Source organism: Bacillus haimaensis (assembly GCF_048270625.1).
GTDB lineage: Bacteria > Bacillota > Bacilli > Bacillales > Bacillaceae_I > Sutcliffiella_A > Sutcliffiella_A haimaensis.
Genome location: NZ_CP158164.1, coordinates 1,827,472 through 1,849,456 on the forward strand (window position 1 = coordinate 1,827,472; position 21,985 = coordinate 1,849,456).

Annotated in this window: 28 protein-coding genes; 8 read left to right on the plus strand and 20 right to left on the minus strand. The window is 40.4% G+C overall.

The window, feature by feature from the left end; translation table 11 throughout:
- Positions 1-92 precede the first annotated feature (92 nt).
- The 3 genes from ABN702_RS09290 (at position 93) to wrbA (ending at position 2,602) form a co-directional block, all read left to right on the plus strand.
- Positions 93-1,031, plus strand: a complete 939-nt coding sequence (locus tag ABN702_RS09290; RefSeq protein ID WP_417900415.1) for a ring-cleaving dioxygenase — start codon at positions 93-95, stop codon at positions 1,029-1,031.
- Positions 1,032-1,053: 22 nt separating this feature from the next.
- Positions 1,054-1,662, plus strand: a complete 609-nt coding sequence (locus ABN702_RS09295) for a flavin reductase family protein (RefSeq protein ID WP_417900416.1) — start codon at positions 1,054-1,056, stop codon at positions 1,660-1,662.
- A gap of 274 nt (positions 1,663-1,936) precedes the next feature.
- The gene (gene wrbA, locus ABN702_RS09300) at positions 1,937-2,602 is read left to right on the plus strand and encodes an NAD(P)H:quinone oxidoreductase (protein ID WP_417900417.1); all 666 of its coding nucleotides are present in this window, start codon (positions 1,937-1,939) and stop codon (positions 2,600-2,602) included.
- Positions 2,603-2,756: 154 nt separating this feature from the next.
- Here the strand turns inward: wrbA and ABN702_RS09305 are convergent, their stop codons facing one another.
- Complete coding sequence (locus tag ABN702_RS09305; protein ID WP_417900418.1) at positions 2,757-3,227, minus strand: nucleoside deaminase; 471 nt, start codon at positions 3,225-3,227, stop codon at positions 2,757-2,759.
- A gap of 1,441 nt (positions 3,228-4,668) precedes the next feature.
- Between ABN702_RS09305 and ABN702_RS09310 the strand changes: the two genes are divergently transcribed.
- Complete coding sequence (locus tag ABN702_RS09310; RefSeq protein ID WP_417900419.1) at positions 4,669-4,869, plus strand: hypothetical protein; 201 nt, start codon at positions 4,669-4,671, stop codon at positions 4,867-4,869.
- A 66-nt stretch (positions 4,870-4,935) separates the two neighbouring features.
- Here ABN702_RS09310 and parC read toward each other — a convergent pair whose 3' ends face one another.
- The 3 genes from parC to ABN702_RS09325 all read right to left on the minus strand — a co-directional run bounded on the left by parC (position 4,936) and on the right by ABN702_RS09325 (position 9,997).
- Positions 4,936-7,368 carry a DNA topoisomerase IV subunit A gene (parC, locus tag ABN702_RS09315; protein ID WP_417900420.1) on the minus strand — a complete coding sequence of 811 codons (2,433 nt, stop codon included), beginning with the start codon at positions 7,366-7,368 and terminating at the stop codon, positions 4,936-4,938.
- 3 nt (positions 7,369-7,371) lie between these two features.
- Positions 7,372-9,336, minus strand: a complete 1,965-nt coding sequence (gene parE / locus ABN702_RS09320) for a DNA topoisomerase IV subunit B (RefSeq protein WP_417900421.1) — start codon at positions 9,334-9,336, stop codon at positions 7,372-7,374.
- A 247-nt stretch (positions 9,337-9,583) separates the two neighbouring features.
- A complete protein-coding gene (locus ABN702_RS09325; RefSeq protein WP_417900422.1) occupies positions 9,584-9,997 on the minus strand; it encodes a CoA-binding protein in 414 nt (137 codons plus the stop codon).
- A gap of 183 nt (positions 9,998-10,180) precedes the next feature.
- Here ABN702_RS09325 and plsY point away from each other — a divergent pair, with 183 nt between their 5' ends.
- Positions 10,181-10,789 carry a glycerol-3-phosphate 1-O-acyltransferase PlsY gene (plsY, locus tag ABN702_RS09330; RefSeq protein ID WP_417900423.1) on the plus strand — a complete coding sequence of 203 codons (609 nt, stop codon included), beginning with the start codon at positions 10,181-10,183 and terminating at the stop codon, positions 10,787-10,789.
- A gap of 42 nt (positions 10,790-10,831) precedes the next feature.
- Here the strand turns inward: plsY and ABN702_RS09335 are convergent, their stop codons facing one another.
- From ABN702_RS09335 to ABN702_RS09355, 5 genes are all read right to left on the minus strand, one after another.
- The gene (locus ABN702_RS09335) at positions 10,832-11,308 is read right to left on the minus strand and encodes an NUDIX domain-containing protein (RefSeq protein ID WP_417900424.1); all 477 of its coding nucleotides are present in this window, start codon (positions 11,306-11,308) and stop codon (positions 10,832-10,834) included.
- Between the two features lie 24 nt (positions 11,309-11,332).
- Positions 11,333-11,743, minus strand: a complete 411-nt coding sequence (locus ABN702_RS09340; RefSeq protein WP_417900425.1) for a VOC family protein — start codon at positions 11,741-11,743, stop codon at positions 11,333-11,335.
- Positions 11,744-11,746: 3 nt separating this feature from the next.
- Positions 11,747-12,319 carry a nucleotidyltransferase family protein gene (locus ABN702_RS09345; RefSeq protein ID WP_417900426.1) on the minus strand — a complete coding sequence of 191 codons (573 nt, stop codon included), beginning with the start codon at positions 12,317-12,319 and terminating at the stop codon, positions 11,747-11,749.
- A 122-nt stretch (positions 12,320-12,441) separates the two neighbouring features.
- Positions 12,442-13,035 carry a histidine phosphatase family protein gene (locus ABN702_RS09350; protein WP_417900427.1) on the minus strand — a complete coding sequence of 198 codons (594 nt, stop codon included), beginning with the start codon at positions 13,033-13,035 and terminating at the stop codon, positions 12,442-12,444.
- Positions 13,036-13,128: 93 nt separating this feature from the next.
- Positions 13,129-14,910, minus strand: coding sequence for a prolyl oligopeptidase family serine peptidase (locus ABN702_RS09355; protein ID WP_417900428.1), 1,782 nt, complete (start codon positions 14,908-14,910; stop codon positions 13,129-13,131).
- Between the two features lie 169 nt (positions 14,911-15,079).
- Between ABN702_RS09355 and ABN702_RS09360 the strand changes: the two genes are divergently transcribed.
- Complete coding sequence (locus ABN702_RS09360; protein ID WP_417900429.1) at positions 15,080-16,261, plus strand: CapA family protein; 1,182 nt, start codon at positions 15,080-15,082, stop codon at positions 16,259-16,261.
- Between the two features lie 79 nt (positions 16,262-16,340).
- On the opposite strand, the gene ABN702_RS09365 is transcribed toward ABN702_RS09360, so the two are convergent.
- From ABN702_RS09365 to ABN702_RS09390, 6 genes are read right to left on the minus strand one after another with little or no spacing between them, the layout of a single operon-like run.
- Positions 16,341-16,790, minus strand: coding sequence for a GNAT family N-acetyltransferase (locus tag ABN702_RS09365; RefSeq protein WP_417900430.1), 450 nt, complete (start codon positions 16,788-16,790; stop codon positions 16,341-16,343).
- A 50-nt stretch (positions 16,791-16,840) separates the two neighbouring features.
- Complete coding sequence (locus ABN702_RS09370; RefSeq protein ID WP_417900431.1) at positions 16,841-17,338, minus strand: GNAT family N-acetyltransferase; 498 nt, start codon at positions 17,336-17,338, stop codon at positions 16,841-16,843.
- A gap of 3 nt (positions 17,339-17,341) precedes the next feature.
- A complete protein-coding gene (locus ABN702_RS09375) occupies positions 17,342-17,719 on the minus strand; it encodes a nuclear transport factor 2 family protein (protein WP_417900432.1) in 378 nt (125 codons plus the stop codon).
- A gap of 33 nt (positions 17,720-17,752) precedes the next feature.
- Complete coding sequence (locus ABN702_RS09380; protein ID WP_417900433.1) at positions 17,753-18,190, minus strand: GNAT family N-acetyltransferase; 438 nt, start codon at positions 18,188-18,190, stop codon at positions 17,753-17,755.
- 27 nt (positions 18,191-18,217) lie between these two features.
- Positions 18,218-18,625, minus strand: coding sequence for an NUDIX hydrolase (locus ABN702_RS09385; RefSeq protein WP_417900434.1), 408 nt, complete (start codon positions 18,623-18,625; stop codon positions 18,218-18,220).
- A gap of 54 nt (positions 18,626-18,679) precedes the next feature.
- Positions 18,680-19,189: an NUDIX hydrolase gene (locus tag ABN702_RS09390; RefSeq protein WP_417900435.1), complete on the minus strand. Its 510-nt coding sequence runs from the start codon at positions 19,187-19,189 to the stop codon at positions 18,680-18,682.
- 147 nt (positions 19,190-19,336) lie between these two features.
- On the opposite strand from ABN702_RS09390, the gene ABN702_RS09395 reads away from it, so the two are divergent.
- A complete protein-coding gene (locus tag ABN702_RS09395) occupies positions 19,337-19,624 on the plus strand; it encodes a HesB/YadR/YfhF family protein (protein ID WP_417900436.1) in 288 nt (95 codons plus the stop codon).
- Positions 19,625-19,650: 26 nt separating this feature from the next.
- On the opposite strand, the gene ABN702_RS09400 is transcribed toward ABN702_RS09395, so the two are convergent.
- The 5 genes from ABN702_RS09400 to ABN702_RS09420 form a co-directional block, all read right to left on the minus strand.
- Positions 19,651-19,962 carry a hypothetical protein gene (locus tag ABN702_RS09400; protein WP_417900437.1) on the minus strand — a complete coding sequence of 104 codons (312 nt, stop codon included), beginning with the start codon at positions 19,960-19,962 and terminating at the stop codon, positions 19,651-19,653.
- 5 nt (positions 19,963-19,967) lie between these two features.
- Positions 19,968-20,393, minus strand: coding sequence for an acyl-CoA thioesterase (locus tag ABN702_RS09405; RefSeq protein WP_417900438.1), 426 nt, complete (start codon positions 20,391-20,393; stop codon positions 19,968-19,970).
- A gap of 110 nt (positions 20,394-20,503) precedes the next feature.
- A complete protein-coding gene (gene tlp, locus ABN702_RS09410) occupies positions 20,504-20,746 on the minus strand; it encodes a small acid-soluble spore protein Tlp (protein ID WP_417900439.1) in 243 nt (80 codons plus the stop codon).
- A 91-nt stretch (positions 20,747-20,837) separates the two neighbouring features.
- Positions 20,838-20,981 (minus strand): acid-soluble spore protein N, encoded by a 144-nt coding sequence (locus ABN702_RS09415; protein WP_010193544.1) that lies wholly within the window; start codon positions 20,979-20,981, stop codon positions 20,838-20,840.
- A gap of 67 nt (positions 20,982-21,048) precedes the next feature.
- A complete protein-coding gene (locus ABN702_RS09420) occupies positions 21,049-21,180 on the minus strand; it encodes an FbpB family small basic protein (RefSeq protein ID WP_204414686.1) in 132 nt (43 codons plus the stop codon).
- A gap of 287 nt (positions 21,181-21,467) precedes the next feature.
- Between ABN702_RS09420 and ABN702_RS09425 the strand changes: the two genes are divergently transcribed.
- A complete protein-coding gene (locus ABN702_RS09425; RefSeq protein ID WP_417900440.1) occupies positions 21,468-21,941 on the plus strand; it encodes a DinB family protein in 474 nt (157 codons plus the stop codon).
- Positions 21,942-21,985: the final 44 nt, after the last annotated feature.

Sequence of the window (21,985 nt, forward strand, 5' to 3'; positions counted from 1 at the left end):
CAATTTTACGAGACTTGAACTATTTATGTAGGAGCAATATAAGTAATAAGGTTTTCTTTATTAATATATTTCATTAAAAAAGGAGTTAAAAAATGAGTAAAAAAACGATGGGTATACACCATATCACAGCAATTGTCGGTCATCCTCAAGAAAACGTGGATTTTTATGCAGGAGTATTAGGATTGCGATTAGTAAAGCAAACGGTCAATTTTGATGATCCAGGTACTTATCACCTTTATTTCGGGAATAGTGGTGGGAAGCCTGGAACCATCATGACATTCTTTCCATGGGCAGGAGCTCGAAAAGGAGTTATTGGTGACGGTCAAGTAGGTGTAACATCTTTTGTAGTTTCGAAAGGTGCTATGGAATTTTGGGAAAAGAGACTTGAAAAGTTTAATGTTCCTTTTACAAAAATGGAGCGTTTTGGGGAGCAGTATTTGGAATTTGATGATCCTCATGGACTTCACCTTGAAATTGTTGAAAGAGTAGAAGGGGAAATCAATACTTGGACTTTTGGTGAAGTAACACCGGATGTCTCTATAAAAGGTTTTGGCGGAGCAACTCTATTATCAACCCGACCAAACAAAACGGCTGAATTGTTAGAGAATGTAATGGGACTTGAATTAGTCGGTAAAGAAGGAGATTTAGCTCGTTATCGCTCAACTGCTGATATTGGAAATATAATCGATCTTAAATTAACCCCTATTGGACGCGGACAAATTGGCGTTGGAACTGTACACCATATTGCATGGCGTGCGATTGATGACCAAGATCAATTGGATTGGCAAAAATATGTTGACTCCAAAGGGTATGATGTCACTCCAGTACAGGATAGAAACTATTTTAATGCTATTTACTTCAGAGAACATGGAGAAATATTGTTTGAAATTGCAACAGATCCTCCAGGATTCGCACATGATGAATCTCATGAAACGATGGGAGAAAAATTAATGCTGCCTGAACGGTATAAACAAAATAAAGAGCAAATTGAACGAGGCTTACTACCATTCGAAGTCAGAGAAATAGATTAAAACGAAGGAAGGAATGATTTCGTTGCTTTCTATAGACCCAACACAAAATACAGAAAGAGAAAATTATAAATTCCTAATAGGAAGTATCATCCCAAGACCTATTGCATTTGTCACAACGATTTCAAAAGACGGCGTTTTAAATGGGGCACCTTTTAGCTATTTTAATATCGTATCATCCAATCCCCCGATGATTTCATTATCCATTCAACGGACATCTGGGAGACAAAAGGATACAGCAAGGAATATCAGCGATTCAAAGCAATTTGTCGTTCATATTGTTGACGAACAGTATGTTGAAAAGATTAATCAAACTGCTGCAAACCTTCCTCCAGATGAAAGTGAGATTGAGTTAGCGAACCTAACTCCAGTAGACAGTGTAAAGATTTCTGTACCGGGCGTACATGAAGCGAAAATTCGAATGGAATGTACATTGGAGCATTCGTTGGAATTGGGAGGCTCGGAGACACCGGGATGTGATTTTATAATAGGAAAAGTTGTTCAATTTCATATTGAAAATGACATTTACGAAAATGGAAGAATTAATCCAATTGGCTTGGCTGCAGTTAGTCGATTGGCAGGTAACAGCTATGCAAAGATTGGCGAGATTTTTGAAATAGAGAGACCTGAATAGTTCCTAATTTTAACTCCCTTGATTAAATGGATAGGTTAATATGCAAAATAACACTAAAAGTAAACCTATCCACTTGTCTATCAGGGAATGGGGAAATGGCAGGATATGAATTAGATACAGCATTTCTTGCGGTAGCAATTTATCTTGTAATCAATGGTATCAAACTATTAACAGTAACTCATTTAATCTTTTACAAGGATACAATTGTGTAAAAAGAATTGCTTAATAGATGAATTTAGACTTCTAAAGTAAGAAATAATAGGGGGTGTAGCAAATGGGTATCATATCCAGATTATTTGGAAAACCAACACAAAAGGAGTCAGTGAAAATGACAAATGTAAAACTAGCAGTGATTTATTACAGCATGGGTGGTACAAACTATCAACTCGCCAGATGGGCAGAAAAAGGTGCGGAAGAAGCTGGTGCAGAAGTAAAAGTATTAAAAGTACCTGAACTAGCTCCACAATCTGCAATCGAAGCAAATCCAATTTGGAAAGCGACAGTCGAAAAGACAAAAGATGTACCAGAAGTTAAATTGGAAGATTTAGAATGGGCAGATGCCATTATTTTCAGTGTACCAACCCGCTTTGGCAATATGCCATCCCAAATGAAACAATTCTTAGATACAACTGGAGGACTTTGGTTTAATGGAAAGCTAGTGAATAAGGTTGTAAGTGCTATGACTTCCGCCCAAAACCCTCACGGAGGTCAAGAGGCAACTATATTATCACTATATACAACAATGTACCATTGGGGGGCAATCGTTGCTGCTCCTGGTTATACAGATCCAGTTACTTTTGGAGCTGGTGGCAATCCTTATGGAACAAGTGTAACCGTCGGTCAGGATGGGGAAATGATTGAAGATGTTCAAGCAGCTGTTAAACACCAAGCAAAGCGTACTGTTACAGTTGCAGAGTGGGTAAAGAAATCAAATAATTAAAATTTGTGATAAAAGAAAAGCTAATCGGAAATTATCGATTAGCTTTTTTGTGTAAAGATGTAATTCTTGAAAGTAAATTTTGTGAAGTTTTGGAGGCCCATGGGAAACCTTTCAAAAAAAATTGGAAGGATGGAAAAGTAAAAGCCATCATGGATTAGTATTCAATTTTCATGATGGCATTTTTCCACAAGGTGAAAGGATTTTCCACGGTTTCCAGTTGCACATGATGGAAAGGAATCTTTTTAACCGATCCGTCTGTTAGAAGTTCCTTATAAATGAAGGCATCATCAAATCCAGCAGCTTTTGCATCATGTTTCGAACTTGCAAAATAGACTTCCCGGATCCTGGCCCAATAAATCGCACCAAAGCACATCGGACATGGCTCGCAGCTTGTATAGAGAATGCAATCTTTCAATTGGAAATCTTTTAGATTCTGGCAGGCATCTCTTATAGCCTCCACCTCAGCATGTGCGGTGGGATCCAACTGTCCTGTCACTCGGTTCACACCCCGTCCAACTACTTTTCCATCCTTGACAAGGATCGCACCAAAAGGGCCACCAGAACCAGTTTTCACGTTCTCATTTGCTAAATTGATAGCTTCCAACACGAAGGATTGATGGTTCATTTCAACACCTCCAATATAATAGGAGTATATTATTGGGGTTGCTGAAATAGAAGGTGTGGCGGTTATAGATATAATTAAACATTTCATATGATATCACTATTGAAGAAGGACTTTGGCTTTGTTGAAGAACTTATAAATTGGATAGCTAAGTATTTTGTACAACTTGAATAGCCAAAAGTGCTATTATTCGCACTCAAGAACATTTGTTCGTATAATAGTGATAAAGTACTAAATACACAAAAAGGATAGTGGATTATGAATTCCAAAAGTAGCAAACGTTCCAACCTCAATTTAGAAGTAGAAGAAATCATCCAATTATATAAGGATGATCAAAGTACAACGGAAATAGCAGAGAAGGCCAATGTTACGAGTAGATATATAAGAAAATTACTAAATGATAACAGAGTTGAGATGAGGCCTCGTGATTCTTGGAAGAGGAAGTACCATTTAAACGAAGATTACTTTAAAACCTGGTAGGATAATATGGCATAATAATTCACTGACAGTGGAATTTCCGAAAGTTCCTGAAAAGTATTTGCATCACTTTGTAATAGGTTATTTCGATGGAGAAGGGAGTATTTATAAAAAAGGATATATGATTAACTTTGTTGAATGAATATACTCTATATAAATGCGTGGAAACCGCATGCAAGCATGTTGGTGTTAATAAAGAAATTTTTGAGAATTGGATACAAAATGACTTAGCTATTAATAGGGCTTTCCATGATAATGAGTTAAAAATAATGGAACGATAAATGATGAGCAGGGTGTAATACTTGCCCTGTTCATCATTTATGTTTTTATTAAGTTTACATAACATTTATTATAGGCAGTTATTAATTTAAAACGAATTTCGTATCAATAACTAAGTATACTCTTGATAGTGAGACAAATTAACTTGAATTATAGTTTTGCTAAATTTTTTACAATTCCGTGATTTTTCATCTAAAATCATTTAAATTAAATCTAAATCTTTACTTAAGCTCAAAATTCATATTTGATACAAAAAATCGCAGGTTCTATTCAACAATTTGTCTCGGCAAATTTATTATTTTAAACTTGTAGCTTTTTACTGCAATTTTTGAATCTATTTCAATCCTACCTCTTTTCAAAAAATGCATCTTTAAGTTTACATAATACAGTTATGTATAACAAACTTCCTTCTCAAAATAAAAACATCTTTCTGATTAACTCATCTTTTGGCATATAGCTCACACATTCCAATCAATAAAATTACTCTTGGCCCCCTCTTTGATGATTTTTCTCGTATATTAACGTGTTTTATACATTATTTTGTTTTAAGCGCATCATCCTTCATTTCAAAGTGCATTCATGTTCTCTGCATTTTAATAACCCTTTCAACGATTCCAACATAATTTTCCGATAAACGTTTATACTACAAAAATAAAGATAAAGAACTTCCAATGAAAGAGGTTTTTGGATGAAGACGAAACATATCTTGTTGATTGTAATCCCTGTTCTGTTAGGGAATGTGATTAGCAATTGGTTTTTTGTCACCCATAAAAAAGAGGCAGATTTTAAAAGCGCACTTTTCAGCGGAGTAGTGTTAACTATATTAGGTGTTCTGTATTCCACCTTCCAGACATTATTTATTGTAAGAAGTAGAACGAATAGTAATTGAAAAGAAAAAGCAGTGAACAGAAATTTCTGTTCACTGCTTTTTTTGTCTAAAGGGCGGATTTTCAATCTACTTTGCTTCTTCAGGCTCCACAATCCACATTTCCCTAACATCTCCAGCATCCTGCTGATCGATGATAAAAGATCCGTTGGAATACCGATCATTGTTACGGTAGCTGGCAGATTCCAATACTTCCAATGTACCTTTTTCCGTCTGAATATAAACAAGACTGTTCGATTGGACGATGTCCACTGCTGCAATTAAATGAGGGTTGTTTTTCACCTCTCGCAGCATCACCAGACCACGTTTGGCACGTGAGCCTTTATCAAACTCGGTAATCTTCAGCTTTTTCACCGCACCACGATGAGTTGCAATGAAGAGCAATACTTTAGTTTCTTTTTCAAAAACCAATCCGTTAATGACATAGTCGTCATCCTTCAGATTAATACCTTTAACCCCTGCTGCACGGGCACCGACAACATTGATTTCCTCTTCGGTAAACCATAGTCCATAGCCATTTCTTGTTGCAAGGAATAGATCTTGATTACCATCTGTAATATGAACATTGATGAGCTGGTCATCTCCCTTAAGATTGACAGCCATCAGCGGTTTGGAATATCTTTGCGCCTTGTATTGTGAAAGCTCCGTCTTTTTGACCATCCCGTTCTTCGTGACAAACAATAGGAATTTCGGTTCTTCAAAACTGCTTACAGGAATTGCCTTTAAAATGAATTCATCCTTGTCAATACTAATGATATTGGCCACGTGCTGCCCCATGTCCTTCCAGCGGATATCCGGAAGCTCATGAACAGGCAGGTACAGGTAGTTCCCTTTATTGGTAAACAACAGCAATGTATCTGTTGTATTAATGTCAAGTTTAGCAATGACCCTGTCGGATTCCTTCATGCCGAAATCCTGGCCATTGGATGCCGAATAGGATCGAAGACTGGTCCGTTTTACATAACCGTCCTTAGTTACTGTTACTATAACGTCTTCGGATGGAATCATGACCTCGAGATTGATCTTGATTTCTTCGATTTCCTGTTCAATTTTGGACTTTCTATCATTTGTATAAAGTTTTTTCACGCGCTTCAAATCAGTTTTGATGACAGAAAACAGCTTCTTTTCACTGGATAGAATAGCTTCTAGCCCCGCTACCTTCTTTGCCAGCTCATCCGCTTCCTGTTGAAGTGCTGTGATGTCCGTGTTTGTTAAACGGTATAACTGCAAAGAAACAATCGCTTCCGCTTGCGGTTCTGTAAATGTGAATTTGGCAATCAAGTTGTCTTTTGCATCCCGCTTATCCTTGGAAGCACGAATGGTTGCAATAACCTCGTCCAGGATGGATAGGGCTTTCATGAGACCTTCAACTACATGCTGGCGCTCTTTCGCCTTTTCTAGCTCAAAGCGTGAACGATTTGAGATAACCTCTTTCTGGTGCGCAATATAAGCATCCAGGAAGTGAGGCAATCCCATCAAGGTCGGTCTTTTATTATAGATTGCAACCATATTGAAGTTGAACGTTATTTGCAGGTCTGTATTCTTGTAGAGGTAATTAAGAATACCGTTTGCATCCGCTTCTTTTTTCAGTTCAATTACGACTCGGAGTCCTGTACGGTCCGTTTCATCGCGAACTTCGGAGATGCCGTCCACTTTTTTGTCATAGCGGAGCTCATCGATCTTTTTCACCAGATTTGCCTTATTCACTTCATAAGGAACTTCTGTGATAACGATTTGCTGCTTTCCGCCACGAACATCTTCCACTTCCGCTTTTCCACGGATGATGATCTTCCCTTTACCTGTTTCATAGGCTTTTTTAATGCCTTCTACACCTTGAATGATGCCTCCTGTCGGGAAATCAGGGCCTTTGACAGCAGTCATCAGTTCCTCCACGGTAGTGTTCGGATTATCGATGCGCATGATCGTTGCATCTATAACTTCTCCTAGATGATGAGGTGGGATATCGGTTGCATAACCGGCTGAGATACCTGTCGATCCATTCACCAAAAGGTTCGGGTACATTGCAGGCAATACAGTCGGTTCTTTGCTTGTATCATCAAAGTTCGGGATAAATTCAACCGTCTGCTTATCCAAGTCTCTTAAAAGCTCAGAAGCTATCGGTGATAACCGCGCCTCGGTGTAACGCATTGCAGCTGGAGGGTCTCCATCAATACTACCGTTGTTACCGTGCATTTCGATCAGCATGTTCCGAACCTTCCAGTCCTGGCTCATTCGCACCATCGCATCATAAACGGATGAATCCCCGTGTGGATGGTAGTTACCGATAACATTACCGACTGTTTTTGCAGATTTACGAAAAGGCTTATCTGCCACATTTCCTTCGTGATACATCGCATAAAGAATACGGCGTTGTACCGGCTTTAGTCCATCACGTGCATCAGGTAAAGCACGCTCTTGGATAATGTATTTACTATAACGTCCAAATCGGTCGCCTAATACTTCCTCTAGGGGTAAGTCATGAAATTTCTCTGTCTGTGTCATCTGTTATACCTCCTCAGCGACCAATAAATTATCATTTTCCAGGATATTCGGGTCTTCCTCAAGCCCAAATGCCACATTGTTTTCAATCCATTTACGACGTGGCTCTACTTTATCTCCCATCAAGGTGGTCACACGGCGCTCCGCTCTTGCTGCATCATCAATGCGCACTCGAATAAGCGTACGCGTCTCAGGATTCATCGTTGTTTCCCATAACTGGTCTGCATTCATTTCCCCAAGACCTTTGTATCGCTGAATCACATACCCACGCCCAATTTTCTGGATGGCACCTTGCAATTCTTCGTCTGACCATGCATATTCCAGCACTTCTTTTTTTCCGGTACCTTTACTAACCTTATACAGCGGTGGCAAGGCGATGAACACTTTACCCGCTTCAATTAGAGGTTTCATGTACCTGTAGAAGAACGTCAACAAAAGCACCTGGATATGTGCACCGTCCGTGTCGGCATCTGTCATGATGACGACTTTATCGTAGTTGATATCCGCAACCGAAAAGTCAGGTCCGACTCCACCGCCGATAGCATGAATAATCGTATTGATTTCTTCGTTTTTGAAAATATCTGCAAGCTTTGCCTTTTCGGTATTGATTACCTTTCCTCGCAATGGCAGAACCGCCTGGAAACGGCGATCACGGCCCTGTTTTGCAGATCCGCCTGCAGAGTCACCCTCTACCAAGTAGATTTCATTCTTTTGCGGATTGCGTGATTGAGCAGGTGTCAGCTTTCCGCTCAGCATTGCATCCGAGCGTTTTCGTTTCTTGCCGCTCCGTGCATCCTCACGCGCTTTTCTTGCCGCTTCACGTGCCTGGTAGGCTTTGATGGATTTCTTGACAAGCATCGAGCTTGTATCAGGATTCTCTTCTAGAAAGTAAGCCAAATGCTCAGAAACGATCGAGTCTACTGCAGAACGCGCTTCACTCGTTCCAAGTTTCCCTTTTGTCTGACCTTCGAACTGCAAAAGCTCTTCCGGTATACGGACTGAAATAATCGCAGATAATCCCTCACGGATATCAGATCCATCCAGGTTTTTATCCTTTTCCTTCAGAAGACTTACTTTTCTCGCATATTCGTTAAAAATTCGAGTCATTGCGGTTTTTGCACCGGATTCATGCGTTCCACCGTCTTTTGTTCGTACATTATTTACAAAGGAAAGAATCGTCTCGGAATAGCCGTCATTGAATTGGAATGCAAAATCTACTTCAATCCCGTTTTGAGCTCCTTCAAAGGAAACCACGTTATGAAGGGCATCTTTTTCTTCATTCAAATAAGTGACAAAGGCTTCGATTCCACTTTCATAGTGGAATACTTCCTTAACGTCATTACGCTCATCATTTATCTCAATCTTTAACCCCTTCAGTAGAAACGCCGACTCTCTCAGGCGTTCACATAAGGTTTCAAAGTTATACGTTGTTGTACTGAAGATGGTAGTATCAGGCTTGAAATGAATCGTTGTACCTGTCTGTTTCGTCGTACCGATCTTTTCCAAGGTCGTTACAGGCTTTCCGCCGTTCTCAAAACGCTGTTCATAGATGAAACCATCACGTTTGATCGTTACAGTCAGCCATTCGGATAGGGCGTTAACAACAGACGCACCAACTCCGTGCAGACCTCCACTTGTTTTGTACCCGCCTTGTCCAAATTTTCCACCTGCATGTAGTACCGTTAAAATGACTTCTGGGGTAGGTTTTCCCATCTTATGCATTCCGGTAGGCATACCACGTCCTTTATCCTTCACGCTAATACTGTTGTCTTTATGTATGTTCACAATGATATGATCCCCGAATCCGCCCAATGCTTCGTCGACTGAGTTATCCAGGATCTCATATACAAGATGATGAAGGCCTCGGGTGTCCGTACTTCCGATATACATCCCTGGACGCTTACGGACTGCCTCCAGACCTTCTAATACCTGTATCGCATCATCGTTGTATTCAATCGTATTCTTTGCCACCAAAAACATACCCCTTTCACTGCTACTGCCACTATCTCTATATGTATAGGTGTTGCGTATATATTAATATTTATCCAATTTGCCGTTTCCCAACAAACAATATTCGTTTATATATTAACATACATTTTAAAGTTGTCTACGTTCTATTGTATAGAGTTCATCGACTTTCGCCAATAACTTTTGGCGAATTTTGTCATAAAAAGAATAAAAATCCTTGTTTCATGGAAGAAAACAAGGATGAAAAGCACTATTTTGTTAAAGCATGCTCCACTTTGATACAACGATCCATGATCACGGTATAGCCCTTGTCCTTTAACAGATGGTAAGATTTCTCGTCTTCGAGTCCCAGCTGCGCCCAATAGATATCTGCATCGATCTCCAAAAACTCCTTCGCAACATCATAGAGATGTTCGCTGCGACGGAAGACATTTACGATATCCACATGACCTTCAATCTCTTTCAGTGAAGCAACAGCTTTAACACCCAGCACTTCCTCCACAATAGGATTGACGGGGATGATCTCATAGCCAGCATCCTGCATGGCTTTGGAAACCATATAGGACGTTCTTTGGGGGTTATCCGACAACCCTACAACCGCAATTCGTTTGCTTTTCTTTAATATTTTGCCGATTTCCTCGCGACTTGGATATGCTAGACTCATTATTTTTTAGCCCCTTTCAAAATGGTATCTGTGTTTGTTATACCCTTAAAATCTTAGTTTTAACAACTGGTTACAACCACTCCCACCTCTACTTAATTCTGCACAACTTGCAAGAAACCCTTTGCTTCTCTTAAAATTTGGCATATATTAAAGATAGGAATATTACATAAAGGAGTTTATAGCATGATTGAAATCATAATACTTATTCTTGCTTATCTATTAGGCTCCATCCCTTTTGCTCTTGTTGTCGGTAAAATAGGCTATGGTATTGATATAAGAGAGCATGGCAGCGGAAATCTGGGTGGAACCAACACCTTCCGTACTTTAGGGGTGAAGGCTGGCTTGATCGTTACGGTCTGTGACATCCTGAAAGGCACACTTGCCGCTTCCCTACCGATGGTATTGGCTGCAGACATTCATCCATTGATTGCAGGACTATGTGCCGTAGTCGGACATGTCTACCCTATTTTCGCAAAGTTCCGTGGCGGTAAAGCAGTTGCAACGTCGGGTGGAGTATTGCTTTTTGTCAGTCCCATCATGTTTGGCATTATGCTTTTTTGTTTCTTTTTATTTTTGTTTCTTACCAAATATGTATCGCTCTCATCTATGCTGACAGGTATCGTAACAACAGCATACAGCATAATATTTGGCGACCTTCCATTGATTATTGCCGTTTCACTTCTTACGGCATTTGTGATATTCAAACACCGGACAAATATCAGCCGGATAATCAATAAAACAGAGCCAAAGATCACTTGGTTAAGCTTGAAAAAGAAAAAACAGACAAACTGATATGATTCCAGTAAAAAGCTCAGAAAATATCTGGGCTTTTTTTTATAGCTGTTTAACGGTTTCCTTTAAGGTCACTTTTTCTTCCTCATCCCACACGGAGTAAATCTCAAAAGTACCCTCCTGGAAAAACAGCGGAAATCTCCTTTTGAACCAAGGCTGCATCGGTAACTCCTTTGCTTCATGAATGGAGACCCAGTGAAGTGTTCCTTCCGGAGGATTCGGTAAAAGATTCCCTTCAAAGTTGCTGGTAAGGTAGTTGAACACCATATACCTGTAGTTCTTTTTCACATCCACAAATTCATCAAGTCCTTTGTAGATCAGGTTACTGACACGAAGGCCTGTTTCCTCATATACTTCCCGTGCCGCGCCTTCTGTCAGGCTCTCTGGAAAATCCAATTTGCCTCCTGGGCCGATGAAACCTGGAAACCCTTTATTACTGGGTCTATCCAGCAGCAAAATCTTGTCTCCATCTTGAACAAGACACATCGTATAGATGTCCACTTTAATATTATCTGTCATAGGTAATCCCTTCTTTAAGTAAATTCAATTCTGCGGCGCAACCAATTCGACCTTTATACGGTCAGGATCCTCAAAAAATACAGCATAATAATCATTTCCACCTGCAAAAGGATGCTTATCCTGATAAAGGATCGCCACATTCCGTTCTGTTAAAGACCGAGTCAACTCGTCCACTTTAGCTCTTGAGGCAGCATGAAAAGCCAGATGATTCAACCCCACTCTGCTTCTATGGTAGGGAACATCCAAAAATCGTTCCTCTGCCTGAACAAAAACGAGATAGGTTTCCCCGAGCTTCCAGCTTTGCCCCTTTTCCCACTGTTGATAGACCTCATAGCCCAATTGTTCGAGTAGCCATCCCCAAAATTCTTTCGACTTCTGCAGATCAGAAACATAGATCTCCACGTGATGCAGCAATCCCTGCATACTTTTCACCATCCCTTACTCATTGACATAATCCACCTCAATTTTAGTCCAAATGAATTGCCAATTCTTTTTTTGAATTCGGTCTTTAAATATCTTTTTCCGCTCCTCCGTTTTAGAAAAAAACTCTGTTGGCCTTAGCTTCAGCCCCAAAACATCTTCTACTCCGCAGGGAGCGGCAAGCATGACAGAATCATCCTTATCCAACTTTACTCCCAGTGCCGTTGCTGTCTCCGGAAATTTAGAAATTGCGTCAACAGAGGATGAGTAAGGGGCCAGATTGTTAACCTGATGCATTCTCACTTGGTTTTTAACAGACCAGGGAATTCCGGGATGGATGGTCGCAAGTTTCGCTTCCAGTTCCTTTTCTGTATCTTCGTCTCGCATTTCAGGGTCGAAGTAGATTACATCAATATCGGGGAGCTCAGTTTTTCCTTTAAAATTATGAAGAGTATCCCAAATTTTTGAACGCACAAACCCAGCACAGACCCACCAATCAGGTAAATCAAGGGTACGTACCGTTTTTAGGATATCCATCATCCAAGGATCCTGCTCTATTATTCTTATTATATCCTTTTCATTTTTGAGCATATATGCCCTCCTTTACGGGTTACGAACATACATTCTCATTATAAATCTTAGGTTCCAAAAATGAAAGTATATTTTGGAAATATAAAAGGTGATGAGCATTTTCATCACCTTGCTACCTTCTTTTACCCGTTAATAACAGTCTGATCCAGATGCTTTACACAATTGTATTCCTCACAATTCCATATGTTATCTGAAATTGACAGCGTAGTAATGGACGTATTTTGAAGATGGTTTGTTAAATCTACATCAGGTGTCAATTCTTTTAATAGATGCCTGATGAAAGATCCGTGGCTTACAATCAGAATGTTGGATTCTGGATGCTTCTGCTGAATGTCATTCAAGCATGCCACCCCACGCTCGAGGACCGAATCAACCTTTTCAATTCCCAGGTCCATCGAGCGCCAATCCGCTCCCCATTTTTCCAATCTTTCAGCTTCAGTCGTCCCTTCTATCAACCCACCGCTTACCTCCCTTAACCTCGTATCAAGGATGAGGTCAGGAACACCGAGCTTTTCTGCCACAATTTCAGCTGTCTGTTTGGCCCTTAAAAGGTTGCTTGAGTATATATAATCCCAATTCTCTGAAGACAGGCGTGCAGCGAGCTTTATAGCATCATTGATCCCGTCCTGGTCGAGAGGGATGTCCGAACTACCTTGTGCCCTTCTCTCCTTGTTCCATGCTGTGCTTCCATGACGTATAAAACCGAATTTTGTCATTTTGTTTTCCTCCTATTTCAAATAGAGTAAAGAAACCGTCCACTCAATAAAAACCAAGCTGAACCAGGAGTCCAGCTTGGGATATTCATAATCTTATAAATGCGAATCAAGAAACGTCAATATTGCCTGGAACACCTTGATCTCATTTTCTTTTTTAGAGAACCCGTGTCCTTCATCATCTAGAACGAGGTATTCCACACTTCGTCCTTTCTCCTTCAAAGCTTCGACAATCTGATCGGATTCCTTTTGCACCACTCGTGGGTCATTGGCTCCCTGGATGATCAACATCGGTTTTACCATCGTGTCCAAGTAGGTTGTTGGGGAATCCACAGTCAGTCTTTCCTTATCCTCGACCGGATCACCCACCCATTGCTTCATCACAGGCTTCCAATGGTCTGGTACAGAATCGATGAAGGAGAATAGGTTACTCACACCAAAGATATCAATGACCGCCTTGAAGTATTCAGGGTGTCTGCCATGCAGCAGAAGGGCCATATAGCCGCCGTAGCTGCCTCCCATCAGGAAGATTTTATCACGGTCTGCATAGCCGTTTTCAATTAGCCATTCCAGGCCTGTAATATTATCAAGGCGAGGTCCATGTCCCCAGTCTCCTTCAACCATTTTCATATAACTTAGACCGTAGTTGGAGGATCCACGGAAGTTCGGTGCAAAGATGCTGTAGCCACGGCTAACAAGAAATTGGAAGTAAGAACGGAAGGATTTTCTTTCCGAGCTTTGTGGTCCGCCATGAGGCCAGAGAATGACATGACCGTTGGAGACTTCCTCTTTGGCACGGAAGAACAATGCCTCAATTTCAAGACCATCAAAGGACGGGTAGGTTAAAATCTCTGGCTCGGAAAGGTCCTCATCAGATACAGCAGGGACCCGGTTATTGGTAAGATGCTCCCATCTTCCATCATTTTTTCTGAAAATGTTGGCAGGCTTAGTAGCTGTTTTACCTAGAAGATAGACCGTCCCGCTCTTCCCGACGATGACTTTGTCTATGATATCTACAGGAGTTTCTTCCTGTTTCAGCTCCTTGGTTTCCAGGCAGAAGGAATAGAAAGTATCATCTACACCGTTTGACGAAACCAAATAGAGATGATTTCCCTTTTTATCATAGAACATACTATTCAGATCCAGGGACTGATCCTCTGTCACTCTTGTAAAAGTTTGAGTATCCATATCATAATGTGCCAGGTAGCTCTTATCATCTTCATAATCGGTTAATAGATAGATAGATGAAGATCCTGTAAAAATGGCGTTGGAAACCGTATGCTGTGTATCGGTTTGTGGAGTAAGCAGAATGGTCTCTCCATCCTTTACCAGATAAGCAAGTGAATATGTATTCGCAAAATGCTTCATGATAAGATAGTTCTTTTCATCCGCTGATACATCCATGAGATAGGTTGATGCACCTGAACCTTCAACAAGGAGTGTCTCTTCTTTTGTATCGAAGTCATATCGATAGGCATTCAAATAGGTTTTATTGTTTTTGGAACCTGTATAGTAGAGTCTTTTTCCATCTTCGGAAAACTTGGGGTTCATATGGCGATATTCATCGTCCACACGCAGATCTTCCAAATCCCCTCCCCGGTTCGGTAACGCATAGAACTGTGTTAATTCATTTCCATCATGATCAAAGCTTGCCAAAATGTATTGTCCATTCGGCTCGTATTTCAGTGCATGACAGCTCTGGTTTTTGAAGGTCATCGGATATGGATAGTTATTGGGTAGATCCATCCCCCATAAATTGTAGTGACCAGTCAGGTTTGTGCTATAGACCAACTGAGTCTCATCAGGGCTTACGGTGAAATCCTGAATATTAAACACTCGAAAAAATTGTTCCACTTCGGGCTTTTTAAAAGCTAGCATAAATGATTCCCCTTTCATAAAAAAATGCTCTCCCCATTTTATTTCGGGACACAAATAAAAATTCCTGCAACCCTTCTGAAGTTTCGACGGTTTTTGCAAAGAAAGGATAACAAAAATAGGGAAAATGTATTATAGTGGAAGATAGATTAGAATAAAAGGGGTCAATATCGTGAAAGCAAAATGGAAAATAGTATTACCAATCCTATTAATCTTACTAATAGGAGGCGCATTTTCAGGACTATTATTAAACCAGTATAATAACTCATCCTCCAAAACGGAGAATGAAGCACCGAAAGAAGTAAAAGCGCATCAGAGTAAGCAAGTGGAAGCTGCGGAAAAATCCTACCGTACAGAAGCTACCATATCCGCTGTTGGAGACCTTCTCATACACAGTACGGTTTACGATGCTGCACAAATCGGGGAAAAAAGCTATGATTTCAACCCAATGCTTGAACGTGTAAAGCAATACTTGCAGGAAACCGACATCTCCATCGCCAATCAGGAGACGATCATAGGAGGAACAGAAATCGGTTTATCCAATTATCCAAGCTTCAACAGCCCGTTTGAAGTGGCAGATGCACTGCAGGACGCTGGCATTGATATTGTAAGTATTGCCAACAACCACACCTTGGATCGCGGAGAGAAGGCAATCATGAATGCCATTAACCACTATGAAACGATTGATATGCAGTATGTGGGCGGATATAAAAGCGAGGAAGACCGTGCCACGCTTCGTACCATTACAGAAAACGGTATCACCTTTTCTTTCCTTTCCTACACATATGGTACAAATGGGATTCCTGTACCAGAAGGCAAAGAGTATTTCGTCAACCTGATCGACCGTGAGAAAATCGAACGCGATGTGAAGGAAGCAAAAGCGAATTCTGATGTAGTGGTAGTAGCCATGCACTGGGGTGTCGAATATATATTACTTCCCAACAGTGAGCAGGAAGACCTTGCTGATTTCCTGGCTGGCTTGAATGTGGACATTGTCATTGGTCATCATCCACATGTATTGCAGCCAATGAAATTCCTGGACCGTCCTGATGGCAAGAAGATGTTTGTTGTGTATTCACTAGGAAACTTCCTCTCTGGCCAAAAGGATGATTATAAGGATATCGGCGGCATTCTTCAGCTGCGAGTAGAGAAATTCGTGGACGGAGCTAAAACAAACATCGATATCAAAGTGGATGACTTTATCCCGACCTATGTTTCCCAGGTCAATCCATCCAAGTATCACGTAGTACCGCTGAAGGATGCTTCAAACTTCGGTTTTCCGAATGGTGCGGCGAAGCATGAAGAAATGATGGAGCATATGTATCAGTGGATTAATGAGGATGCGGGGAATTAATGCAAATACAAAAAAGTCTCAGAGCAGAGGTATGCTCTGAGACTTTTTATCTTGTTTCTGAAATATGCCCCCAGACAACTTAGAGTTCTGTTTGTAAAAGCATATCTACATGAGGGATATTATCTTCTAAATATGTTTCGGTAATAGCTTTGAATCCAAATGATCCATAGAATTTTCTTAGATAATCCTGTGCTTGTATTTTTACAGTATCTTCCTTCAATTCAACATGGATAAAATCGATTCCCCTTCTTAAGAGTTCTTCTGCTAATCCTTGGCCTCTATATTCTTTTTTCACTAACACTCTACCAATTGAAGCTTCCTTATAGGAAACACCTGCAGGCAAGACTCGTAAATATGAGATAATCTCTCCATTCTCCTCTTTAAAAAGGTGATAAGATTGTGGGTCTTTGCCATCAACCTCAGGATAAGGACAATTTTGTTCCACAACAAACACCGAAGTTCTTTCTTTTAATATTTCATATAGCTCCTGATTTGTTAATTCATTAAATCTTTTTAATTTCCATCCCATAGAAAGTGCACCTCATATTATGTAGCGTTGTCAAAAATTATATAACATTTCTACAGCAGTTTCCCCATATAATATTCATCCACAAAATCCCCATCAACCCACAAAGAGTGCTTTTTCACACCCTCTATTTCAAATCCCATCTTTTTGTACAAATTTATTGCAGCTTCATTATTTACCATGACAGTCAGCTCTAATCTGTGGAGGTTTCTATTCTTCGCCCATTCCTCCACCTGGCAGAACAATTCTGTCCCTACCCCTTTACCGCGTGCAGTTTCCGATACCCCGACTACGAGATAAACGGAATGTGCTGTCCTTTGTGTTGTTGTTCCGATTGAAAATAGGTATCCGATCAGTTCTTCCCCATCAACAGCAACAAAGATTGTGGAGGATTGGTCATTTTCCAAAGGTTCAATCCGGTGTCGTCTTAATTGCTCCCCTGTCACTTTTCTTTCACCAGGATTAAAGAGCATAAAGTTTGATTCTTCCACCTTTTTTATGAGATCGGCCAAATTATCAGCATCTTCAGGAAGTACTTTTCTAACAATCATTTCCTATCGCTCCAATTCGATGTACTCGCGGATCAGTTTCCATTCATGGTTTTCTTCCCGCCAAATGAACATGCATTTGGCAGGGTATTCCGCTCCGCTTATCTCTGCTGTTTCACGTCCCATGACAATATATTCTTGTCCATTTTTACGGGAAGAGATGGATTCGATCTCAAAATTTTTCTTCGCATCCTGGTACTGTTTCAATACTGATACTAGGTCATAATGATAATCATACTGCTCTGGCCTTTCCAACCCTGAGTGCGCCCAGTATCCAACAAATTTCACTGACATGAAACGCTTTATTTCCGAAGGATCCTTTGTAATAAATGCCCTATCCCATGCACAAAAATAATTATCCACTACATCTTTGATAGACAACATTCTTCACCATCCAATATTAAAGTCTAGCAATCTTTAAATCTTATAAAAATAAAAATAGTTCTCTTCCTTCTTGAAACCTATTCTCTCATATAGTCGCTGTGCATTAACATTATCTTGCATCGTCTCTAGGAGTACTCCTGCTGCACCTTTGCTGTCCGCAAACTCGATTGCCTTGTTCACCAGCTGCTCCCCAAACCCTTTTCCACGATGCTCCTCGTGTACAAACAGATCATTCAATACCCATGTCCGCTTCATTTGGACGGACGAAAAGGTCGGGTAAAGCTGGGTGAAACCCACTGCCTGCTCTTGATCATAAGCCAGAAAGATGACTGATTCATCATTGGAAATCCTTTCTTGCAGAAAATTGACCGCTCCCTCCATATCTGATTTTTGCTCATAATAAACTCGATAAAGATTGAATAGATGCGCCGCTTCTTTTATATGTTCCAACCTAGCTCTTTTAATGGTCATTTTGTTCTCCCACTCCTTTAAATTTAGCTATTTTACCCCTAGAAAGCTGTAGGGAACACTTCTGGCAATGCTTGGAATACCTATGTACTCTTTCGCTTGAGCAAAATCCATCCATACCACCTCTTCTATTTCATCAGGAAAAGATATCCCGATCTCTCCGCTATTTATCTCTGCATGAAAATAATAGAATACAGCATGGTGGCCTCTTTCCTCAAAAAATGCCTCGGAAACCCCGGCGAGCCCATTTGTCTCTACAATCAGGCCCGTTTCCTCCATGGCTTCCCTTCTGGCAGCCTCCTCCAAGGTTTCCCCGTGCTCCACTGCCCCGCCAGGTAATGTGTAATATGACCCCTTCGTTCCTTTATTCTTCACCATCAGAATTTTCTCCTTGTTCTCGCTAAGGAGAATCACATATGCCACGTCCACCCTTTTCACATTACAGACCTCCAAATTGCGAATTATGCAAAAACTCCCTCAAGAACTTAACCTTTAATAACCAGAACCAACTGGAGCGAAACTTGATTGCTTTTCTGATGATTGAATGATTGATGGGGACAACTTTCTCAATTGATAATCCAATATTTCTCCATCGACCGAATAGGTGAATGCATGCTCTTTTGGGGGTTCCGCTCCTAATATTTCTGGCAAAAAGATAGGCATATTACTTACCACTTGATCTGAAGCTTTGATCCATTCAAGCGTCTTCCATTCCAATCTTCCTTCTGGACCTTCCTGGAGGGTTCCTTCCATCTCCGTCCCGGTAAAGACATACATCCCGCCTTTGTTATTCCAGGATACGATGCCCCGGAAGGTTAGATCTTTAATTAATAAACCTGTCTCCTCAAACGTTTCACGGAAAACGGCATGATATGGGGTTTCACCTTTTTCTATTTTTCCTCCTACACCATTCCATTTTCCCTTGTTCGGAGCTTTGTTACGATGTAGCAATAGAATGGAATCTCCGCGCTGTATAAAGCATATTGTGTATGGCAGTTCCATCGCTTTCCCCCCTAAGTGGTTTCGTTTGGTTCATCTTGTGGAAATTAGTTATAATAAGAAAGTACATAAAAACCATGTATTTTTTCTAATGGAAAACTCCAAAGCCATAAAAAAATTCATGCAATCGATTAATGAGGAGTTGCTCTTATGAAAATGACTATGTCTCAACAGGCAGTAGACTGGTATAAAAATGAACTGGACCTTAAATATGGCGACAATATCCGCTTTCACATCCGTTATGGCGGGTGCAGCACCGTCCAAAAAGGATTTTCATTGGGAATTATACAGGAAAATCCCGATCAGCCAGCTGCAAGCGTCGAACAGGATGGCCTTACATTTTTTGTAGAAAAAAAGGACGAATGGTACTTTGATGGCCATGACCTGCATATAACGATGGACGAAGAATTGAACGAGCCGAAATTCGGTTATGAATGAAAAGAAAGAATTAGGATGAATCTGTCCTAATTCTTTTCTTTTTGAAAAAACCGCTCTATCTGATCCACTTGGTTTTCAGAGATTAAAATCTCCAGCTGTTTGTCGCCAATCAGATCAAAATGAGGGTATTGGTCACGATTATGTATCCACTCTTCCTTCAGGCCGTAGGAATGACCCCATGCGATCAGCTTTTCCAGGTCACTGCAGCCTGCCTTTGTAACAGTCTTAATGCCCTCAAAACGTGGATGGATCCAGTAATGGGTGATGAATGCCATCTTCCCTTTGGAGACTTGCTCCTTCCACTTTTTAAGTTCTTCTCGAGCAATCCCGAAGGCCATTATTATTACTCTCCTTGCTTTTTCGCATTCTCATAAGCCTCATGCCATTCCGGATATTTTTTACGGATAATGATTGGCTTAAAACTTTCCTTCTTCACGCAGACATGTGACGAACTGCCGATAAGTGCGATCTCCTCATCCGGAGTCAATACTTTATATCCATAGACGACCCTGAATCCATCATAGGTTTCGATCCATGTTTGAATCGTCGCCACTTCCCCGTAGCGAAGTGGTTTCTTATAGGTGACATTTATATCAATCACAGGAGAAATCACGCCGTCCTGCTCCATTTGAGCGTAGGAGAAGCCAAGATCTTTGATAAGCTGCGTTCTGCCGAGCTCCATCCATACGAGATAGTTGGCATGGTATACCACACCCATCTGATCCGTTTCTGCGTATCTTACTTCTATTTCTTTCGTTGATACTAACATCCTCTTTCCCCCATTTGCTTAGAAAGTATCCTATTATGATACCATAAATGAATATTTTTCCACATCAAAAAAGATGAGCATTGTTAAATGCCCATCTTTTGTCCTATAGATTACTGAAAGCCGTTTTCACGAGAGCTAGCTTCGTCCTTTATTTCGGAACGGAATGCTGCGATGCTTTCTTCACGACGATGATTTTTTGCCTCGATCTTCTCTCTTTCCTCTGGGCCGGCAAATTGCATGGATTCCTGAGCTTCTTCGATATTTTCAATCGTATTCTGGACCATGCTTTGTAGCTTCTCTACATTGTCACTGCGATCATCCGGGTTTGGACGGTGTTGTTGATTTTCTGCCATTGCTTAACGCCTCCCTGGTATCATGAAGATATACTACAAACTCTAGTTTGTGCAAGTTGAGTGATTTACACACTTGAAAAACTTGGATAGGCTATTCGCCTTTAGTCTGAATGACTTGAGCATGCTTGCCTGAAGTGTCCTGCATCTGCTTCCCCTTATTGCCTCCCGCTTCCTGCGGTTGTGTACCAATATGGTTTGGCATAAAATGCTTTCTGCTTCCTTTTGGATTACTCATAAAAACATCCCTCCTACTTTTACTATCTCTAAGTGGAGGGATAATCATAACAAGAAATATTTGAAAGTTATTCTGCCTTATTCAACATCTTCTCTTCCAGACGGTCTTCAATCTTACGGAGAGCTTCCTCATCTTTTAACAGCAGCTGCTTATTTTCCAATACAAGCTCTTCAAAAGAACGTTTACGGATTCTTCTCATTAATATCACCTTCTCACTTATTATTGTAATAGTATTAATGTCCATAATTCTTTAAAATTATGATAACTTTCCGACAAATTGTGAAATTCTCAGTCTTTGGAGGCTATTCTTGGAGTAATTTTTTTCAAAAGGGGATATTTGTGCCAGTTAATCAAGATATAGCCGTTTTCATCAATACGGAAACTGGTAGATAGAACCAGTCAAAAAACACGAATATACGTTCTTGTCCATTATTATTTCTTAAGATATAGTATAGAAGTGAGAAAATTTCGAAAGGATGTATTCATATGAGTAACTTGAGCCTGAAGAACTACGAGAAGAATAGAAAATATTTTCTATCCCTTCACACTTTACCCGAAGAAAAATTAATGAAAAATACGGAGCACATTAAGTGGAGTATCAGGGAAATTATCGGCCATATTTATTACTGGGACAAATTTTTGCTTGATGTTATGGTACCAGAGATGTATGAAGGTGCTGCTCTTCCTGAATTTCCAGATCATGATACCTATAACGAAAAATCCATGAAGCACATTATTAAATTTACATCCACAAATGAATTGATAAATGAATTTGCCTTAACACGAGAGAATCTGCTTCAAAAAATTGAGGCGATACCAGCGAATACAGCATTTACAATCGGAAAAGGAAAGAGAGCATTTTCGCCAAACACATTTATGGCGATGTTTGTAGAACATGATGATCACCATATCAAGCAGATAGAAGCATTTTTGAAGAGACAAAACAAGAATTCGTGTTAAAATATGGATAAAAGCAAGAATTTTCTTTTTTTCGAGGTGATGCT

Bases quoted from the DNA above. Each gene is read 5' to 3' on its own strand.
- ABN702_RS09325 (WP_417900422.1), bottom strand. From the start codon at position 9,997: ATGAGTCTAGCATATCCAAGTCGCGAGGAAATCGGCAAAATATTAAAG.
- ABN702_RS09335 (WP_417900424.1), bottom strand. From the start codon at position 11,308: ATGACAGATAATATTAAAGTGGACATCTATACGATGTGTCTTGTTCAA.
- parC (WP_417900420.1), bottom strand. From the start codon at position 7,368: ATGACACAGACAGAGAAATTTCATGACTTACCCCTAGAGGAAGTATTA.
- tlp (WP_417900439.1), bottom strand. From the start codon at position 20,746: ATGGCAGAAAATCAACAACACCGTCCAAACCCGGATGATCGCAGTGAC.
- ABN702_RS09390 (WP_417900435.1), bottom strand. From the start codon at position 19,189: ATGGAACTGCCATACACAATATGCTTTATACAGCGCGGAGATTCCATT.
- ABN702_RS09400 (WP_417900437.1), bottom strand. From the start codon at position 19,962: ATGGCCTTCGGGATTGCTCGAGAAGAACTTAAAAAGTGGAAGGAGCAA.
- ABN702_RS09350 (WP_417900427.1), bottom strand. From the start codon at position 13,035: ATGACAAAATTCGGTTTTATACGTCATGGAAGCACAGCATGGAACAAG.
- ABN702_RS09380 (WP_417900433.1), bottom strand. From the start codon at position 18,190: ATGACCATTAAAAGAGCTAGGTTGGAACATATAAAAGAAGCGGCGCAT.
- plsY (WP_417900423.1), top strand. From the start codon at position 10,181: ATGATTGAAATCATAATACTTATTCTTGCTTATCTATTAGGCTCCATC.
- ABN702_RS09355 (WP_417900428.1), bottom strand. From the start codon at position 14,910: ATGCTAGCTTTTAAAAAGCCCGAAGTGGAACAATTTTTTCGAGTGTTT.
- ABN702_RS09405 (WP_417900438.1), bottom strand. From the start codon at position 20,393: ATGTTAGTATCAACGAAAGAAATAGAAGTAAGATACGCAGAAACGGAT.
- ABN702_RS09365 (WP_417900430.1), bottom strand. From the start codon at position 16,790: ATGGGATGGAAATTAAAAAGATTTAATGAATTAACAAATCAGGAGCTA.
- ABN702_RS09290 (WP_417900415.1), top strand. From the start codon at position 93: ATGAGTAAAAAAACGATGGGTATACACCATATCACAGCAATTGTCGGT.
- ABN702_RS09420 (WP_204414686.1), bottom strand. From the start codon at position 21,180: ATGAGAAGAATCCGTAAACGTTCTTTTGAAGAGCTTGTATTGGAAAAT.
- ABN702_RS09345 (WP_417900426.1), bottom strand. From the start codon at position 12,319: ATGCTCAAAAATGAAAAGGATATAATAAGAATAATAGAGCAGGATCCT.
- ABN702_RS09375 (WP_417900432.1), bottom strand. From the start codon at position 17,719: ATGTTGTCTATCAAAGATGTAGTGGATAATTATTTTTGTGCATGGGAT.
- ABN702_RS09305 (WP_417900418.1), bottom strand. From the start codon at position 3,227: ATGAACCATCAATCCTTCGTGTTGGAAGCTATCAATTTAGCAAATGAG.
- ABN702_RS09395 (WP_417900436.1), top strand. From the start codon at position 19,337: ATGAAAATGACTATGTCTCAACAGGCAGTAGACTGGTATAAAAATGAA.
- ABN702_RS09415 (WP_010193544.1), bottom strand. From the start codon at position 20,981: ATGAGTAATCCAAAAGGAAGCAGAAAGCATTTTATGCCAAACCATATT.
- ABN702_RS09370 (WP_417900431.1), bottom strand. From the start codon at position 17,338: ATGATTGTTAGAAAAGTACTTCCTGAAGATGCTGATAATTTGGCCGAT.
- ABN702_RS09310 (WP_417900419.1), top strand. From the start codon at position 4,669: ATGAAGACGAAACATATCTTGTTGATTGTAATCCCTGTTCTGTTAGGG.
- ABN702_RS09425 (WP_417900440.1), top strand. From the start codon at position 21,468: ATGAGTAACTTGAGCCTGAAGAACTACGAGAAGAATAGAAAATATTTT.
- wrbA (WP_417900417.1), top strand. From the start codon at position 1,937: ATGGGTATCATATCCAGATTATTTGGAAAACCAACACAAAAGGAGTCA.
- ABN702_RS09340 (WP_417900425.1), bottom strand. From the start codon at position 11,743: ATGGTGAAAAGTATGCAGGGATTGCTGCATCACGTGGAGATCTATGTT.